The 17569-nt window shown below is 66.2% G+C and carries 15 protein-coding genes; all 15 read right to left on the reverse strand.

The window, feature by feature from the left end; genetic code table 11:
- Positions 1 to 16: 16 nt before the first annotated feature.
- A complete protein-coding gene (gene rpoB, locus ACQ7HM_RS01450) occupies positions 17 to 3523 on the reverse strand; it encodes a DNA-directed RNA polymerase subunit beta (RefSeq protein WP_434214467.1) in 3507 nt (1168 codons plus the stop codon).
- Between the two features lie 8 nt (positions 3524 to 3531).
- On the reverse strand, positions 3532 to 3693 hold the full coding sequence (locus ACQ7HM_RS01455) for a hypothetical protein (RefSeq protein ID WP_434214468.1): 162 nt from the start codon (positions 3691 to 3693) through the stop codon (positions 3532 to 3534).
- 185 nt (positions 3694 to 3878) lie between these two features.
- Positions 3879 to 4901: a hypothetical protein gene (locus tag ACQ7HM_RS01460; RefSeq protein WP_434214469.1), complete on the reverse strand. Its 1023-nt coding sequence runs from the start codon at positions 4899 to 4901 to the stop codon at positions 3879 to 3881.
- Entirely contained in the window at positions 4901 to 5608 is a 708-nt protein-coding gene (locus ACQ7HM_RS01465; protein ID WP_434214470.1) for a hypothetical protein, read from the reverse strand. The genes ACQ7HM_RS01460 and ACQ7HM_RS01465 overlap by 1 nt, the downstream gene beginning before the upstream one ends.
- 68 nt (positions 5609 to 5676) lie before the next feature.
- On the reverse strand, positions 5677 to 6918 hold the full coding sequence (locus tag ACQ7HM_RS01470; RefSeq protein WP_434214471.1) for an MCE family protein: 1242 nt from the start codon (positions 6916 to 6918) through the stop codon (positions 5677 to 5679).
- Positions 6915 to 8222 carry an MCE family protein gene (locus ACQ7HM_RS01475; RefSeq protein WP_434214472.1) on the reverse strand — a complete coding sequence of 436 codons (1308 nt, stop codon included), beginning with the start codon at positions 8220 to 8222 and terminating at the stop codon, positions 6915 to 6917. Before ACQ7HM_RS01475 ends, ACQ7HM_RS01470 begins: the two co-directional genes overlap by 4 nt.
- Before the next feature lie 4 nt (positions 8223 to 8226).
- Positions 8227 to 9501, reverse strand: a complete 1275-nt coding sequence (locus ACQ7HM_RS01480; protein ID WP_434214473.1) for an MCE family protein — start codon at positions 9499 to 9501, stop codon at positions 8227 to 8229.
- Positions 9498 to 10541, reverse strand: coding sequence for an MCE family protein (locus ACQ7HM_RS01485; protein ID WP_434214474.1), 1044 nt, complete (start codon positions 10539 to 10541; stop codon positions 9498 to 9500). Before ACQ7HM_RS01485 ends, ACQ7HM_RS01480 begins: the two co-directional genes overlap by 4 nt.
- A 13-nt stretch (positions 10542 to 10554) precedes the next feature.
- The gene (locus ACQ7HM_RS01490; RefSeq protein WP_434214475.1) at positions 10555 to 11628 is read right to left on the reverse strand and encodes an MCE family protein; all 1074 of its coding nucleotides are present in this window, start codon (positions 11626 to 11628) and stop codon (positions 10555 to 10557) included.
- Positions 11625 to 12956 carry an MCE family protein gene (locus tag ACQ7HM_RS01495; protein WP_434214476.1) on the reverse strand — a complete coding sequence of 444 codons (1332 nt, stop codon included), beginning with the start codon at positions 12954 to 12956 and terminating at the stop codon, positions 11625 to 11627. The genes ACQ7HM_RS01490 and ACQ7HM_RS01495 overlap by 4 nt, the downstream gene beginning before the upstream one ends.
- Positions 12957 to 12959: 3 nt before the next feature.
- The gene (locus ACQ7HM_RS01500) at positions 12960 to 13820 is read right to left on the reverse strand and encodes an MlaE family ABC transporter permease (protein WP_434214477.1); all 861 of its coding nucleotides are present in this window, start codon (positions 13818 to 13820) and stop codon (positions 12960 to 12962) included.
- Between the two features lie 12 nt (positions 13821 to 13832).
- The gene (locus ACQ7HM_RS01505) at positions 13833 to 14639 is read right to left on the reverse strand and encodes an MlaE family ABC transporter permease (RefSeq protein WP_434214478.1); all 807 of its coding nucleotides are present in this window, start codon (positions 14637 to 14639) and stop codon (positions 13833 to 13835) included.
- Between the two features lie 44 nt (positions 14640 to 14683).
- Entirely contained in the window at positions 14684 to 15805 is a 1122-nt protein-coding gene (locus ACQ7HM_RS01510; protein WP_434214479.1) for an ABC transporter ATP-binding protein, read from the reverse strand.
- A 195-nt stretch (positions 15806 to 16000) separates the two neighbouring features.
- Entirely contained in the window at positions 16001 to 16390 is a 390-nt protein-coding gene (gene rplL, locus ACQ7HM_RS01515; protein ID WP_045823850.1) for a 50S ribosomal protein L7/L12, read from the reverse strand.
- Positions 16391 to 16480: 90 nt separating this feature from the next.
- A complete protein-coding gene (gene rplJ / locus ACQ7HM_RS01520) occupies positions 16481 to 17005 on the reverse strand; it encodes a 50S ribosomal protein L10 (protein ID WP_434214480.1) in 525 nt (174 codons plus the stop codon).
- Positions 17006 to 17569 lie beyond the last annotated feature (564 nt).

Consider the following 17569-nt stretch of genomic DNA (forward strand, 5'->3'; position numbering starts at 1 on the left):
CTCTTAATCAGGGTGATCAGTTGGCGAGATCGTCGACTGTGGCGGACTCGTTGCGCGAGAGGTTGATGCCGAGGTTGGCCGCTGCGCGCTCCAGGTCCTCGTCGTCTCCGTCGCGCATCTCGATCGCGGCACCGTCCGAGGACAGCACCTCGACGTTCAGGCACAACGACTGCAGCTCCTTGAGAAGCACCTTGAACGACTCGGGGATACCCGGCTCGGGGATGTTCTCGCCCTTGACGATCGCCTCGTAGACCTTCACGCGGCCCACGACGTCGTCGGACTTGATGGTCAGCAGTTCCTGCAGCGTGTACGCCGCGCCGTAGGCCTGCATGGCCCAACACTCCATCTCGCCGAAGCGCTGGCCACCGAACTGGGCCTTACCGCCGAGGGGCTGCTGGGTGATCATCGAGTACGGACCGGTCGAACGGGCGTGGATCTTGTCGTCGACCAGGTGGTGCAGCTTGATGATGTACATGTAGCCCACGGCCACCGGGAACGGGAACGGCTCGCCGGAGCGACCGTCGAACAGCGTCGCCTTGCCGTCGCCGTTGACCATCACCTCGCCGTCGCGGTTGGGGAGCGTCGAGGACAGCAGTCCGGTCAGCTCCTCGTCGCGCGCACCGTCGAACACCGGGGTCGCGGTGCGGGTGTCGGGACCGTTGGACAGCATGTCCTCGGGGAGTCCCTGCGCCCACTCCGGTGTCCCCTGCGCGACGTCGATGTTCCAGCCGGTCTTCGAGATCCACCCCAGGTGGGTCTCGAGGATCTGACCGATGTTCATACGACGCGGCACACCGTGGGTGTTCAGGATGATGTCGACCGGGGTGCCGTCGGGCAGGAAGGGCATGTCCTCGGCGGGCAGGATCTTGCCGATGACGCCCTTGTTGCCGTGACGGCCGGCGAGCTTGTCGCCGTCCTGGATCTTGCGCTTCTGCGCCACGTACACGCGGACGAGCTCGTTGACACCGGGGGGCAGATCGTCGTCGTCATCGCGCGAGAACACGCGGATGCCGATGACCTTGCCGGTCTCACCGTGGGGCACCTTGAGCGAGGTGTCGCGCACCTCGCGCGCCTTCTCCCCGAAGATGGCGCGCAGCAGGCGCTCCTCGGGGGTCAGCTCGGTCTCGCCCTTCGGCGTGACCTTGCCGACCAGCACGTCGCCGTCGCGGACCTCGGCACCGATGCGGATGATGCCGCGCTCGTCGAGATCGGCGAGCACCTCGTCGGAGACGTTCGGGATGTCCCGGGTGATCTCCTCGGCACCGAGCTTGGTGTCGCGGGCGTCGATCTCGTGCTCCTCGATGTGGATCGAGGTGAGGACGTCCTCCTCCACGAGGCGCTGCGACAGGATGATCGCGTCCTCGTAGTTGTGGCCCTCCCACGGCATGATCGCCACGAGCAGGTTCTTGCCCAGGGCCATCTCACCGTCGTCGGTGCAGGGGCCGTCGGCCAGGACCTGTCCGACCTCGACACGCTGGCCCTCGTCCACGATCGGACGCTGGTTGGCGCAGGTGCCGTGGTTCGAGCGCGCGAACTTGCGCATCCGGAACGTGTCGCGGGTGCCGTCGTCGGCCATCACGGTGATGTAGTCGGCGGAGACCTCCTCGATCACGCCGGCCTTCTCGGTGGTGATGACGTCGCCGGCGTCGATCGCGGCACGCAACTCCATGCCGGTACCGACCAGCGGCGACTCGCTGCGCACCAGCGGCACCGCCTGACGCTGCATGTTCGCACCCATCAGGGCGCGGTTGGCGTCGTCGTGCTCGAGGAACGGGATCATGGCCGTGGCCACCGACACCATCTGGCGCGGCGAGACGTCCATGTAGTCGACGCCGTCGGGTCCGACGAACTCGACGTCGCCACCCTTCTTGCGCACGAGGATCCGCGACTCGGTGAAGCGGTTGTCGTTGTCGAGGACGGCGTTGGCCTGGGCCTTGACGTACCGGTCCTCCTCATCGGCGGTCAGGTAGTCGATCTGGTCGGTCACCTGTCCGTCGACGACCTTGCGGTACGGCGTCTCGATGAAGCCGAACGGGTTGACCCGCGCGTACACCGACAGCGACCCGATCAGGCCGATGTTCGGGCCCTCGGGGGTCTCGATCGGACACATGCGGCCGTAGTGCGACGGGTGGACGTCACGGACCTCGAGGCCGGCGCGCTCACGCGACAGACCACCGGGGCCCAGCGCCGACAGGCGGCGCTTGTGGGTCAGGCCCGACAGCGGGTTGTTCTGGTCCATGAACTGCGACAGCTGGGAGGTCCCGAAGAACTCCTTGATCGCGGCCACGACGGGACGGATGTTGATCAGGGTCTGCGGCGTGATGGCCTCGACGTCCTGGGTGGTCATCCGCTCGCGGACCACACGTTCCATGCGGGACAGGCCCACGCGGATCTGGTTCTGGATCAGCTCACCCACGGTGCGCAGACGCCGGTTGCCGAAGTGGTCGATGTCGTCGACCTCGACGGGCACCTCGACGCCGCCGGGGACGGTCATCATCGCGGGCACGTTGGGCTCGGACTCGTGCAGGCGGACGAGGTACTCGACCGTCGCGACGATGTCCTCCTCGGTCAGCACCGACGACCCGACCATCGGGTTGTCGGTGAGACCGAGCTTCTTGTTGAACTTGTAGCGACCCACGCGGGCGAGGTCGTAGCGCTTCTCCTTGAAGAACAGGTTCTCCAGCAGGGTCTGCGCAGACTCCTTCGTGGGCGGCTCGCCCGGACGCAGCTTGCGGTAGACCTCGAGGAGTGCCTCGTCGGTGCCGGCGGTGTTGTCCTTCTCCAGCGTCGACATCATGATCTCGGAGAAACCGAAACGCTCGGTGATCTGCTCGGTGGTCCACCCGAGCGCCTTGAGCAGCACGGTGACCGACTGGCGACGCTTGCGGTCGATGCGGACGCCGACGGTGTCGCGCTTGTCGATGTCGAACTCGAGCCATGCGCCACGACCCGGGATCACCTTGACGCTGTGCAGCGTCTTCTCGGTGGCCTTGTCGATGTTGGCGTCGAAGTACACGCCGGGGCTGCGGACGAGCTGGCTCACCACGACACGCTCGGTGCCGTTGATGATGAAGCTGCCCTTGTCGGTCATGATCGGGAAGTCGCCCATGAAGACGGTCTGCGACTTGATCTCACCGGTGTTGTTGTTGATGAACTCGGCGGTGACGAACAGCGGCGCCGCGTACGTCATGTCCTTGTCTTTGCACTCCTCGACCGAGGCCTTCACCTCGTCGAAGCGGGGATCGGAGAACGACAGCGACATGGAGCCGGAGAAGTCCTCGATCGGGGAGAGCTCGGCGAGGATGTCGTCGAGGCCTCCGCTGGGGTTCTCTTCGCCGCGCGCCAACGCGCGGGCATGCCACTCCGGAGATCCGACGAGCCACTGGAACGACTCGAGCTGCACGTCGAGCAGACCGGGAACTTCGAGGGGCTCGCTGAGCTTTGCGAACGATGCACGGCGCGGAGCGCCGGGAATGGTTGATGTGGACTGGCGGGAGACTGCCAAGATGCGTCCTTCCAACACGAAATCTTTTAGGTGCCGAGCTTCTGTGTGCCGATCGACGCGGAGTGCGTCGGCAGGCGTTGGTGGCGGCGCCGGAAGCGACCTTGGTCGATATCGGCGATCACCGGACGCAGCACACAGATGTGGCCGAGAAAGGAAATCGTGATGTGGACAGGAGGCAGCCAGCGCAACGTCCAACTGTATCAGAAAAACAACTCCGCGTGTCAAGCCGCGGGGAGGTCGTCAGAAGACCTCGTGCGCTTGGGGCTCTACCAGTGGCTGCCGGTGATCCGTCGCTGCAGACAAGCGTGCAACCACGGGGCGTGTGAGTCAAGAGGAACGCGCAGGTCGGTGTGGAGAAATTGCGTCAAGACGATCAGAAATCGGCGAAATTGCTGATCAACCATTTGCCGTTGACCTGCTTCATCGACACCTGGTAGCGCTTCGTGCCACTGCCCGCGGCCTGCTGGTCCTGCGTCTGACTGATGATCAGGTTGACGATCAACAGTGCGTTGCCGTCCTGGATGGTCTTCACACCGACCGAGTCGACGCGGCAGTCGACACCGCCCGCGGTGAGACCCGTCTGCTGCAGGGCGTCGCGCACCGCGGTGTTGTACTGCGAGAACCGCTGAGCGGCCTCACCGGTCACGTTGGCCGCGGCGGTCGCCTGCCACTCGTCCATCTTCGCGTAGTTCACCGCGAACACCGAGCAGATGCGCGACTTCGCCTGCGAGGTGACCTCGCTGGTGATGCCGGGATCGACGAAGGCCTGGTTCGCGCTGAGCGAGACGCCGGGCTTGGCCGCGGAGATGGCGGCGATGATGCCGAACACGACCGCGAGCGCGGCGACGATCGACACCGCGCGCCACCCGGGCGCCGCGAGTCGGAGACGACGTCGCGAGGTCTCCGCGGTGTCGGTCGACGCGGCGGGGCGGGTGGTCGCCGTCGCCCCGGCGCGCTGCGGCTTGATGGTCGAGACCTTCGCCGCGGGCGGTCGCTTGCCACGCGGGCCGACGGCGGCCTCGGCAGTCGCGTCGGGCGCCGGCGTGTCCGCACCGGGCGTCGTCGCCGAGGTGTCGGCGACCATGTCGGTGGTCTCGGTCTCGGTCGGGGCGGTGCTCGTGGCGTCGGCCGACGTCCACTCCCCCGCGTCGACGGTGGCGTCCGGGGTCGACGGAGCGTCGGCTGTCGAAGCGGGCTCCGGGGTGGGCGCGGGCGCCGGTGGGGCCTTCTTCGCGACCGGTTCGCGCTTCGGCTCGGGCTTCTTCGGCTCGGGCTTCGTGGGCTGGGGCTGGGTCGGCTGGGCCTTCTCGGGGACGGCCTTGGCCGGGGTGTGTCCGGCGACCTTGGGGACACGCTTACCGGTGGTTCCGCGACGCGGCGGGCGAGGGGTGGTCATCAGTTTCCTCCGGGCGCGGGGGTCGCAGGTGCAGACGCGGCCGGGGCCGAGGGTGCGCCCGACGCCGCGGGGGCGGCGCCACCGGCGGCCGGGTCGGTGCTGTCGATGGCGACGGCGTCGAGCGGCTGGATGTTGCTCGCCTTCCAGATACCGCCCTCCTTGGTCACCTCCACCTGGAATCCCATGGTCTGACTCGAGGACGCCTCGTTCGGGCGCGACGAGGTCACGGCGATGAACACGAGGGTCTTCGCGCTGTTGTCGTCGGTGTTGAGTTCCACGACGGAGCTGCGCAGCAGCTTCGCGCTCAGCGTCGCCGCCTTCGACGGGTCACCGGCCTGCTTCTGCAGCTCCGTGAGACCGGTGCTGCCGAGCAACTGCGTGCGCGCGTTGCCGGTGACCGAGTCCTGCAGCCGGGCCTGGTAGCCCTTGCTGTCCTTGAGGTCGATGTTGAGCACGTTGAGCATCGCCTGCTCGGCCCCACCGAGGGCGTCGTCGCGGGCGGACTGCACGGGCTGCTTGTTGACCGCGTCGTCGTACCAGCGGTAACCGAAGATCCCCGTGAACACCACGGCGGCGATCAGACCGGCCACCGCGACGACGCCGGCCACCGGCAGTCCCACGACGGTCAGGCGGCGGCGCCACACCGACTCCGTGGCAGCCTCCGGCTCGTTCGGTTCAGGAGAGTTCACACGCTTCTTCGACTTCATCGGGCGCCACTGTAGTCAGTCAACCTGTGTGCACCATCACCCGCGGGTGCGCGGGTGACGGCGACGGGTCAGCGAGGAACGACGCCGAGCAGGTAGGACAGCTGCGTGGCCAACGGGTTCAGGTTGAGCTTGTCGGGATCCTTCTTGGGATTGCGATCCCAGGGCTGCGTGTAATACGGGTCCGCGTACTTCGCGTTCTCCGCACCACGCACCGCTGTCGGATTACCCTGCGCCACGGCACACTTCGCGTCCTTGTTGAACGGGAAGTCGTCGTAGTTGATGTCGAAGTTCGGGTTCTTGCGCTTCTCCTCGGCGATGATCGCGTCGGTGCTCTCGTAGCCGACCGTGCAGGACGCCGGGTTGTTCGTCTCGAGCACCGCACCGAAGTGGATGGTGCCGTCGCCGGGCGCCGGGGTGTAGCTGCCACTCGACAGGGCCGAGAGCATCGCCAAGCCGGGACCGACACCCTGGTAGGTGCCCTTCACGTTGCGGACGTCGAGCGCGAGGTTGCGCACCACCGACGTGAGGTCGCCGCCGCTGCGCTGCAGCAGCGCCGAGATCTGGGTGGCGCTGGTCTGACCGGTGGTCAGCAGACGCCGCAGATCGGGGTCGCTGGAGGCGAGCTGCGCGGTCACCAGTCCGAGGTTCTTCGACCAGTCGAGGATCGCGTCGGACTGATCGGCCTGGGTCGTCAGCACGGTGTCGCTGTTGCGGATCAACGAGATGGTCTGGGGCAGGTTGTCGTTGCCCGACTTCGACAGGTTCGCCAACGAGTCGACCAGCACCCGCAGGTTCTCGCCGTTGCCGTTGAACGCCTTGCCCAGCTCGGTGATCACGGTGTTGAGGTCGCCCAGCGGCACCGACTCGGTGAAGTCGACCGCCGAGGCGATGACGTCCTGCACCGGGGTCGGGATGGTCGTGTTGGAGATGACCGACCCGTCCTTGAGGTAGGGCCCACCCACGCTCGACGGCCGCAGATCGACGTACTGCTCACCGATCGCCGACCGGTTCGCGACGACCGCCTGTGCCGTCGCCGGCACCTTCGGGCCGCCGGAGTCGAGCTGGAGGTTGACGCGTACACCGTCGGGCCGCAGCTGCAACGAGCCGACACGGCCGACCGGGACACCCTGATAGGTGACCTCGGCGTTGGTGAAGATGCCGCCGGAGTCCTTGAAGTCCGCGTGCACGGTGTAGAGGCCCACGCCGACGAGCTTGTCGAGACGGGCGTAGGTGGCGCCGACATAGATGATGGCCAGCACGCCCACGAGCGTGAAGACGATCAACTGCCACTTGACGAGCCTCGACATCATCGGCCGGTCCCCCCGTTCGCACCCTGCAGCATCGCCATGGGTCCGGTCAGTGCCGTCTGCCCCTGCTTCGGCGAGGGCAGCAGGGCGTACTGGCCACCCGACGGCGGCGTGTTCGGTCCCGGTCGGGAGTTCAGCAGCGGCAGCAGTGTGATGGTCGGGAAGCCCAACCGTGCGCCGTTGCCGTTGTAGTACGGGTTGCGCGGATCGATCCGCGGCTGCGGACCCGACCGCACCGGTGTGTACTTCGGCTCCGGCTGTCCCACACCGAGCGCCTCGAGCTGGTTGAGCAGCCGGAGGTCGACGCTGAGGAACAGGTTCGTCGAGCTACCGCGCACACCGGGCAGGAGATCGTCCGGGAAGGGGTAGGTCGGCAACAGCGGCAGCGCGGTGATGATGTCGGGCGCCGCCGAGGCGAGCGCCGACAACGTCGGACGCAGCGACCGGAGATCGGTGATGATCTCCTGGCGGGCACGCCCGAGGATGTCGACACCGACCTGGCCGAGACCGTCGAGCTTCTGCAGCAGGTTCACGAACTGCGGACGCTGGTCCTCGAGCACCTTCACGCCGGCGGGCAGCTGGTCGAGGATGCGGTTGATCTGCGCGGTCTGCGCCTCGGTCCGCGTCGACAACGTCGCCAACCCGTCGATGGCCCGGGTGATGTTGTTCTTTTGGTCGTCGAGGGTCTTGATCAGTCGCGACGTCTGGTTCAGCAGCGACTTCACCGTGGACGTGCGGCCGTCGAACGCGTTGTTGAGCTCGTCGACGATCGGCTTGATCTGCGCGATGCCACCACCGTTGAGCAGCATCGACAGCGCACCGAGGACCTGCTCGATGTCCGTCGCGGTCCGCGTCCGGGCCACCGGGATGGCCTGCTGGGCCGGCTGGCGAGGCGCGGAGACGTTGTCCTTGGGATCGACGAGCGCGATGAACTTCTCACCGAGGAGGTTCGTCTGCGAGACGTTGGCCTCGGCCTTGTTCGACAGATCGATCTTGTTCTTCACCTCGACGGTGACCTGCGCCGACCACTGATCGGGCGCGATACCGATGTCGGTGACCTTGCCGACGACCACACCGTCGAGTTTCACGGCCGACTGCGGGACCAGGTCGAGCACGTCGGCGAACTGGATCTTGTACGTGCGCGGGTTGTCGCCGACGTCGGCACCACCGGGCAACGGCAGCGAGTAGACGCCGTTGGAACACCCGGTGAGCACGATCATCGACGTCATCGCGACCGCACCGGCCGCGACAATGCCGCGACGGCGCAGAACCGACGTCTTGGGGGTCCGAGACTTCAGAGAGGACATCGGCTCAGCCACCTGTCAATCCGGGCGAGGGCGTACCGGGACGGGTCCCGGGGACCGGTCCACGCCGCTGCTGGTTCTCGCCGCTCATGATGCCGAACGGGAGGTTGAGCGTCGGGGTGGTGATGCCCTTGTTGATCTGGTCGGTGATGTTGCCGCACTGGTCGAGCAGCGGACGCAGCGTGTTGCTGAACTGCGTGAACGCGGGGTCGCCCGGCTTGAGCTTGCCCAGGTCGAGCAGCTTGCAGCCGGCACCGGCGAGGTTCTGCAACTCCGGCAGCACCACACGCAGGTCGAGGGTTCCCGACTCGGCGTTGTAGGCGTTGATGAGGTTGTTGATCGTCACCGGCAGGACCGTCAGCAGTTCCTTCTGCTGGTCGGTGGTGTCGGCGAGGGTCTGCGCGGTCGGGATCAGTTCCTTCACGCGGTCGCCGAGCGCGATGCGGTTGTCCTGCACGAAGCCGGCGACATCACCGAGGGCGACCGACAGCTTGTTCAGAGCCTCACCGAGCTGCGAGCGCTCACCGGCGAGGAACGAGGAGAACGAGTCGAGCTGGGTGTTGAACTGCCGCACCTGCGCGTCGTTCTCGGCCAGTGCACCGACGAACACGTCGAGGTTCTTCACGGTGTCGACGAGGCTGCCCCGCGAGTCGCTCAGCGTGAGAGCGGCCTTGGAGAGCTGGTCGATGGTGGCGCCCAGCTTCTCGCCGTTGCCCTTGAGGTTCTTCGCACCGGTCGTGATGACCTGGCTCAGCGCGCCGGTCTTGTTGGCGCCCTGCGGGCCGAGGGAGTTCGACAGCTTCTGCACGCTCGAGTACAGCTGGTCGATCTCGACCGGCACCATCGTCTCGTTGAGACTCAGGGTGATGTCGTCGCCGGCCTTCGGCATCCCCTCCTGGTAGGTCGGGGTCAGCTGGATGTAGCGGTCGGCGACCACCGACGGGGTGATCTGCACCGCCCGCACGTCCTTGGGCAGATCGTGTCCGCCGTCGACGGTGAAGACGATCTTCACCTTGTCGCCCTGCGGGTCGACGGTGTCGACCGAGCCGACCTTGACGCCCATGATGCGGACGTCGGTGCCGGAGTAGATGCCGACGCTCGACTTGAAGTAGGCCGTGACCTTCGTCTGGTTCAGCGAGGTGAACAGCCACCACAGCGACCCGGCGATGATCAGCGCCACCACGACGCCCACCACCAGGAAGGCGATGTGGCGCGGGGTGAACCAGCGACCGGGACCCGAGGAGTCGCGCAGGTCGTGGCGGGGTGCGTTCGTCGTCATCATCCCGTCGCCCCCGTTCCACCGTTGTTGAGCTGCTGGTTCTTGTTCGGCGGCCGCGTGGTGTTCTGCGCGGGCAGACCCGGCGGCAGGATGTTCGTGATCACCGAGTCGAACCAGCGGCCGTTGCCGAGCACGTTGGCGTAGAGCCGGTAGAACGGCGCGAGATTGGTGATGGAGTCACGCAGGTTCTGATCCTGTTTCTGCAGCAGGTCGGTGACGCCCTTGAGCGACTCCAGGGCGGGGCCGATCTGCTTCTCGTTGTCGCGGACGATGCCGGTCAGCGTCGTCGACAGCTGCGACGTGCTGCTCAGCAGCCGCGAGATGGCCGACTGTCGGGTGTTGAGCTCGGAGAGGAGGTCACCGGCACCGGCGATCAGGCGGGTGAACTCCTGGTTGCGGTCGGCCAGGATCTTCGAGGTGCCCTTCGTCGCGTCGAGGAGCTTGCGCACCTCCTGGTCGCGACTGGCGATCGTCGTCGACAACCGGGTCAGTCCGTCGAGCGAACCACCGAGCTCGGCGGGCGTCCCGGAGAACGCGGCCGACAGGGTCCGGAAGCTCGTCGCGAGCTGGTCGGTGTCGATCTCCTGGATGTTCTCCGAGGCGTCGTTGAACGCCTCGATCACGTCGTAGGGCGACGTGGTCTGGGTGATCGTCTTGCCCGGATCGGCGAGCTTGTCGCCGCGCGGCTCGATGGCGAGGTACTTCTGCCCGAGCACGGTCTTGATCTGGATCGACGCCGAGGTCTGGTCGCCCACCCAGGTGTCACCGACACCGAAGGCCACCTGCACCTTGTTGTCGACGATGTCGACGCTCTGCACGGTGCCGACCTTGACGCCGGCGACACGCACCTCGTCGCGCGGCTTGAGCCCCGCGGCCTCGGTGAAGTCGGCCTTGTAGACCGTTCCCGCGCCCACCAGCGGCAGGTTCGCGAGATAGAACGACGACAGCGCCGCCATGATCAGGATCGCGAGGCCCAGGGCCCCGACGGTGACCGGACTCCGCAGAGGGGCGTCTGGTCGGCGGTTCTCTTTCTTGTCAGCCATGGTGTCCCTCCCCTCAGCTCGGCGGATCGTCGTTGGCCCAGCATCGCGTCGCGACGTTGGTGTAGAAGACGTAGTTCAGATCGGGCAGCGGGATCAGCGGCTGGCTGAGCATCGTCGACTTGCCGTTGCCGGCCACGAGGTCGATACCGCACAGATAGAACTGGAACCACGAACCGAACGTCGCCGCCCGGCCGATCTTCGCCGCCTTGATGGGCAGGTTGGTCAGGGTCTTCTCGACCTCGCCGCGCCGCTCGTTGATCCGCTGCGAGAGCTGGTCGAGGCTCGCGATCGAACCCTGCAGCGACGGCCGGACCGGCGTGAGGATCGAGTTGGTGACCGCGGTCAGGTTCGACACCGACGTGATCGCCGAGCCGACCGAGTTCTTCTGCGCGGCCAGACCGGTCACGAACTTCTCGGTGGTCGTGAGCAGCGACGTCAACTGGTCGTCGTGGGCGTTGATGTTGTCGAGCACCGTGGTGAGGTTCGTGATCAGCTCACCGATCACCTTGTCCTTGTCGGCGATCGTGTTCGTCAGATCGGCGGTGTCGGACACGAGGTCGGTGATGGTGCCGCCCTCGCCCTGGAAGACCTTGATGATCTCGTCGGACAGCTTGTTGACGTCCTCGGCGGTCAGCTGCTGGAACAGCGGACGGAAGCCGTTGAAGAGATCGGTGAGGTTCACCGACGGGTGGGTGTTGGCGATCGAGATCGTCGACCCCTTCGACAACATCGCGCCGTTGTCGCCGGGTCCGCGTTCGAGGGCCAGGTACCGCAGGCCCGTCAGGTTGCGGAACTTGATGTACGCCTGCACGCCGTCGGGGAGCTTGTCGCGGTTGATGGAGAAGGCCACCATCGCCTTGTCGTGGTCGTAGACCTCGACCGACTTGACCTGTCCGACACGCACACCGGCGATGCGGACGTCGTCGCCCTGGTTGAGCAGCGACGCATCCGAGAAGACGGCCTTGAAATCGTTGCTGCCGCCTGCGCCGGAGTTCGCGATGGTGATGCCGAGCGTCGCGGTCGCGACCACGGTGATCACCGCGAAGATGATCAGCTTGATCAGCGGCGAGTAGAAGTTGTTCTTCACTTGACGGTCACCTGCGCCCCCTGCATGCCCGGGGCGACGATCTGCGCGATCCAGCCGGGGACCTGATCGGGTGTCGTGCCCGCCTCCGAGGCCATGATCGCCTGGAGGGCGACCTTGTTCTGCGGGTCGTCGTAGACGCTGGGGGTGATGGTGCCCGCCGGCTTCCCCGAGAAGTCCGGGACCGGGAGCTCCTGGACGTTGCGCGGGCCCGGGTTACGCGACGGCGGCTGGTAGGAGCCGTCGTTGAGCGAACCGCCCGGGTACTGCGGGAACGGCCGACCCGACTGGTAGTGGTGCGGGTAGCAGATCGGTCCACGGTTCTCGAGCAGTCGCGGCTCGTCCTGGTTCGGCAGGTAGCGACCACGCGGGTTGGAGAACGTCAGGCTGACGCGCACGCCCGGGTTCTTCGTGCCCTTGCCGACGATGTTGCCGACCTCGGGGATGAGACCCGCGAAGTTCTTGAACGTGCAGCCGAACGCCGGGGACTGCTCGGCGATCGCCGAGAGCAGCGGCTCGGAGTCGATCGCCAGGGTCAGCAGGTCGCGACGGTTGGTGGCCAGGAAGTCGGTCGTGTCGACCGCGGCCTTGGTCACCGTCGAGATGAACCCGCGCAGATCGCCCTGCTTCTCCACCAGCGTGTTGGTGGTGGTGCGCAGCGAATCGAGCGCGTCGACGATGTCGGGCAGCGCCTGGGAGTAGGTCTGCGAGAACGACGCCAGACCACGCAGGGTCCCCTGCAACTCGGGCATGTTCCGGTTGAACTGGGTGAAGATGTTGTTCAGCTCCTCGAAGCTGGTCCCCAACCGCTCACCGTTTCCGGTCAGCGCCTTCGAGAGGGATCCGAGCGTGACGCTGAGGTCCTGCGGCGGGATCGCCTCGAGGACCGGCAGCAGCTTGTCGAACAGTGCCTGCAGCTCCATCGCGTTGCCGCTGGAGTCGGTACGGATGGTCGAGCCGTTCGTCAGTGTCGGGCCTGCGGTGTCGCTGGGCAGCTGCAACGCCACGTACCGCTCGCCGAACAGCGTCTTCGGCAGGATGCGGGCGGTGGTGCCGGCCGGCAGCATCTTCGCCTTGTCGGGCTGGAGGCCGAGCTGGACGGTGACCGCGCCGTTGTCGGATGCGGTGACCTTGTTGACCTGTCCGACGATGAGGCCGCGGACCTTCACGTCGGCCTTGTCGGGCAGGGCGTTACCGGCGGAATCGGTCGTCAGGTTGACGTCGGTGAACGACTGGAAGGACTGGTTGAACTTGAGGATGGTGCCGCCGATGAACAGCGCGACCACGACGAAGAACACCAGGCCCAGCAGGCGGGTACGGAGGACACTCATGGATCAGCCCGCCACCCTCACGCTTGTACTGGTTCCCCAGATCGCCAGACCCAGGAAGAAGTCGAGCACCGCGATGAGCACCAGCGCCGATCGGACGGCACGTCCGACCGCCACGCCGACGCCGGCCGGTCCGCCGCTCGCGTAGTACCCGTAGTAGCAGTGCACCAGGATGATCACGAAGGCGAAGACCAACACCTTGCCGAATGACCACAACACGTCGGCCGGTGGCAGGAACAGGTTGAAGTAGTGGTCGTAGGACCCCGACGACTGACCGTTGAACTGTGTGTTGACCACACGCGTGGCGATGTACGCGGCCAGCAGACCCAGCACGTACAGCGGGATGACCGCGATGAAACCGGCGATCACTCGCGTGGTGACGAGGAACGGCACCGACGGGACGGCCATGACCTCGAGGGCGTCGATCTCCTCGGAGATGCGCATGGCGCCGAGCTGGGCGGTGAAACCACACCCGACGGTGGCCGACAGGGCGAGACCGGCGACGAGCGGTGCGACCTCACGGGTGTTGGCGTAGGCCGAGAGGAAGCCGGTGAGTGCCTGCGAACCGATCTGGTCGAGGGCGGCGTAGCCCTGCAGACCGACGACGACACCGGTGAAGCCGGTGAGCAGCACCATCACGCCGATCGTGCCGCCGATGATCGCGAGACCGCCTGCGCCGAAGGCGACCTCGGCGAGCAGACGCAGCAGCTCCTTCGGGTAGTGCTTGATGGTCCGCGGCGTCCAGGCGACGGCGCGGCCGTAGAACGACATCTGCGTGCCGGCACCGTCGAGCACCTTCAGCGGCGCGTTGACGCCCTGGCGGATGCGGTAGTTGAGCTGGTCGGCCCGGCTCTTGGCGATGGTCATCTGTGCACTCCCCTACGAACCCTTGGCGGGGACGATCTGCAGATACACCGCAGTGATGATCAGGTTGGCGAAGAACAGGAGCAGGAACGTGATGACCACGCTCTGGTTGACCGCTTCACCGACACCCTTCGGGCCGCCGCTGGGGGTGAGCCCCTTGTACGCGGCGATGACGCCGGCGATCACACCGAAGATCGCGGCCTTGAGGGTGGCGACGTAGAGGTCGGGCAGCTGCGCGAGCGCGCTGAACGACGCCAGGTACGCGCCGGGCGTCCCGTTCTGGACGACCACGTTGAAGAAGTAACCGCCGCCGATGCCGACCACACACACGAGACCGTTGAGCAGTGCACCGACGAGCACCATCGCGAGGACACGCGGGACGACGAGACGCTGGATCGGGTTGATGCCCAGCACCCGCATCGCGTCGATCTCCTCGCGGATGGTGCGCGATCCGAGGTCGGCGGCGACAGCCGAACCGGCGGCACCGGCGATGAGCAACGAGGTGATGATGGGCGCGGCCTGCTGCAGCACGATCAGGACGCTCGCGGCACCGGTGAACGACTCGGCACCCAGCTGCTTGATCAGCGACGACGTCTGCAGCGAGACGATCGCACCGAACGGGATGGCGATCAGTGCGGTCGGCAGGATGGTGACGCTGGCGATGAACCAAGCCTGCTGGATGAACTCCCGCAACTGGAACGGGCGCACGAAGATGTTGCGTGCGACGTCGATGAAGAGCTGGACGATGTTGCCCGTCTGCGTGAGCGCGGAGTTACCGGCCCGCTGCACCTTCTCGACGCCACGCGTGGTGGCTGAACTCATCGACGGCCCTCGCTCGAACGGGGGGCCGGTGAGGCGACGGTCATTCAGTTCCCTCCGCGATAGGCGGGGAACTGCTCGGTGTTGTCGTTCGAGCCGGCGAATTGTTTCTCGGTGTCCACCTTCTGCGACTGGTCGGACTGACCGGAACGCTCGTGGGCCTCGGCGTTGTTGCGGCGGACCTCGTCCTCGGCCTCCTGCGACTCGCGGATCGCCCGCTGCGCGTTCTCCGGCAGCTCGTGCATCATGTCCTCGACACGCTGACGGTGCCGGGCCGACGCCTTGCGCTCGGGCATACCGGGATTGGGCTGCACCTGCGGAATGATCTCCGAGAAATCGTCCTTCGTCCCGCCGCCACCGATACCCGCATCGGCGAGCTCCTGCTCCTGCGCGGCGGTCGCGTCGTCCTTCTCCTCGGACATGCCGATCGGACCGAAGCGGTCACCCGACAGGAACTGCTTGACCGCGGGCTCCTCGGAGGTCAGGAGGACCTCACGCGGCCCGAACATGACCAGCTCCTTGCGGAACAGCATGCCGATGTTGTCCGGGATGGTCCGCGCGATGTTGATGTTGTGCGTGACGATCAGGATCGTCGCGTCGATCTCAGCGTTGATGTCGATCAACAGCTGCGAGATGTAGGCCGTACGCACCGGGTCGAGGCCCGAGTCGGGCTCGTCGCACAGGATGATCTGTGGATCGAGCACCAGCGCACGGGCCAGACCGGCGCGCTTGCGCATACCGCCGGAGATCTCACCGGGCAGCTTGTCGCCGGCGTCACCCAGACCCACGAGGTCGAGCTTCTCCATCACGATCGACCGGATGTCGCTCTCGGACTTCTTCGTGTGCTCACGCAGCGGGAAGGCCGTGTTGTCGTACAGGCTCATCGAACCGAACAGCGCGCCGTCCTGGAACAGGACACCGAAGAGCTTGCGGATCTCGTAGAGCTCCTTCGAGGAGCACTTGGTGATGTCGGTGCCGTCGACGATCACCGAACCCTGCTCCGGGTGCAGCAGCCCGATGAGGGCCTTGAGGAACACCGACTTGCCGGTACCCGACGGCCCCAGCAGCGCACTCACCTCGCCCTCGGGGAGCGTCAGAGTGACGTCGCGCCAGATGTTCTGCGATCCGAAGGACTTGGTGAGTCCCTCGACGCTGACCTCCACACCCACGTAAAACTCCCTCTGCTGTGCCACCCCGACTTGTGGTTGGAGTCACTCTAACCCACGGTTCGCCATCGACGAACATCAACTCGACAATTCGTGCGCACCCCAGAAAAAACCGTCATGACCTGCAGATACGACAAGGCCACCCCGCGCTGCGGGGTGGCCTTGTGTAGTCCGACGGAATAAACCGTCCAGACGGGATTACTTGACGGAGACCTTGGCGCCGGCCTCTTCGAGCTTCGCCTTGGCGGCCTCGGCGGCGTCCTTGTCGACCTTCTCGAGGATGGCCTTGGGGGCGCTCTCCACGAGGTCCTTGGCCTCCTTCAGACCCAGACCCGAGACGACCTCACGGACGACCTTGATGACCTGGATCTTCTTGTCGCCCGCGCCCTCGAGCACGACGTCGAACTCGTCCTGCTCGGCAGCGGCCTCGGCGCCACCGGCGGCCGGGGCACCGGCAGCGGCAACGGCGACCGGAGCAGCCGCGGTGACCTCGAAGACCTCTTCGAACTTCTTCACGAAATCGCTGAGCTCCAGCAGGGTCAGTTCCTTGAACTGATCGATGAGCTCGTCAGCACTGAGCTTCGCCATGGTGGCGTCCTTCCTGTTGTCCCCCGTGGGGGTGATCCCACACACGGGGAATGGTGTGGTGTCGGTGGGTGTGGTGCGAGGGACGGCGAATTATTCGCCGGCCTCGGTCTTCTTCTCCTGCAGGGCCGCGGCGAGACGCGCGACCTGCGACGCGGGCTGGTTGAACAGCCCGGCAGCCTTTGCCAAGTTGCCCTTCATGGCACCGGCGAGCTTTGCCAGCAAGATCTCTCGGGTCTCGAGGTCGGCGATCTGCTCGATCTCGGCCACCGACAGCGCGCGGCCGTCCATGTAGCCGCCCTTGATGACGAGAGCCTTGTTGTCCTTGGCGAAATTCTTCATCGCCTTGGCGGCGACGACCGGCTCACCCTCGATGAAGGCGATCGCGGTCGGACCGACGAAAAGCTCGTCGAGGCCTGCGACGCCGGCTTCACCGGCGGCACGCTTGACGAGGGTGTTCTTGGCGACGGAGTAGGTTGCGCCCTCGCCGAGGGAACGACGCAGCTCCGAGAGCTGCTTGACCGACAGTCCACGGTATTCCGTGATGACTGTGGCCGTGGCGCCCTTGAACTGCTCGGCGATCTCCGCAACTGCGGCGACCTTGTCGGACTTGGCCATACTTCGCCTCCTCTCATGTCGATTCGGTGCCGGCCGGAAGGGCCCACTCACGACGAACGCCCCGAGCGCAGGGCATCGGGGCGTAGAGGAAAGACGGCCGCGAACATCGGCCACCGAACTTCACACGTCCACCCTGCGTGGGTCGCCGGCGATGAGCCGGACCTTCGAACACCTCCCAGGCGGGAGACGTCGACCGACGGTCTTTGGTTGAACAGACGATCCCGCAGGCCAGGGCCCGCGGTTGCATCGACGTCCAGAGTAGCGGCGAAGGCCGCGATGGACCAAATCGATGCAGGTCCGGGCGCTTCGGTGCCGGCGAATCGGTCGCAAATCCGGTACGACTGTCCCAAGGTGTAGACATCGTTACCAAATGGAGGACGTCCATCCCGCTCTGGTCACAAGTTCCTACGGTGCCGTATCCATACCCAATAGGCTGGGTTACATTCGGCGGGAGCAGCTGACGTGACCTGCGCCACATGACGGGGCGCACACGCCAGACCACGACGGAGTGGACACAGTGAGATCTCGGCCCTGCGCCGACCTCGCTCCCCACAGCGAGGCGAC

Source organism: Williamsia sp. MIQD14 (genome assembly GCF_051025635.1).
In the GTDB taxonomy this organism is placed as follows: domain Bacteria; phylum Actinomycetota; class Actinomycetes; order Mycobacteriales; family Mycobacteriaceae; genus Williamsia_A.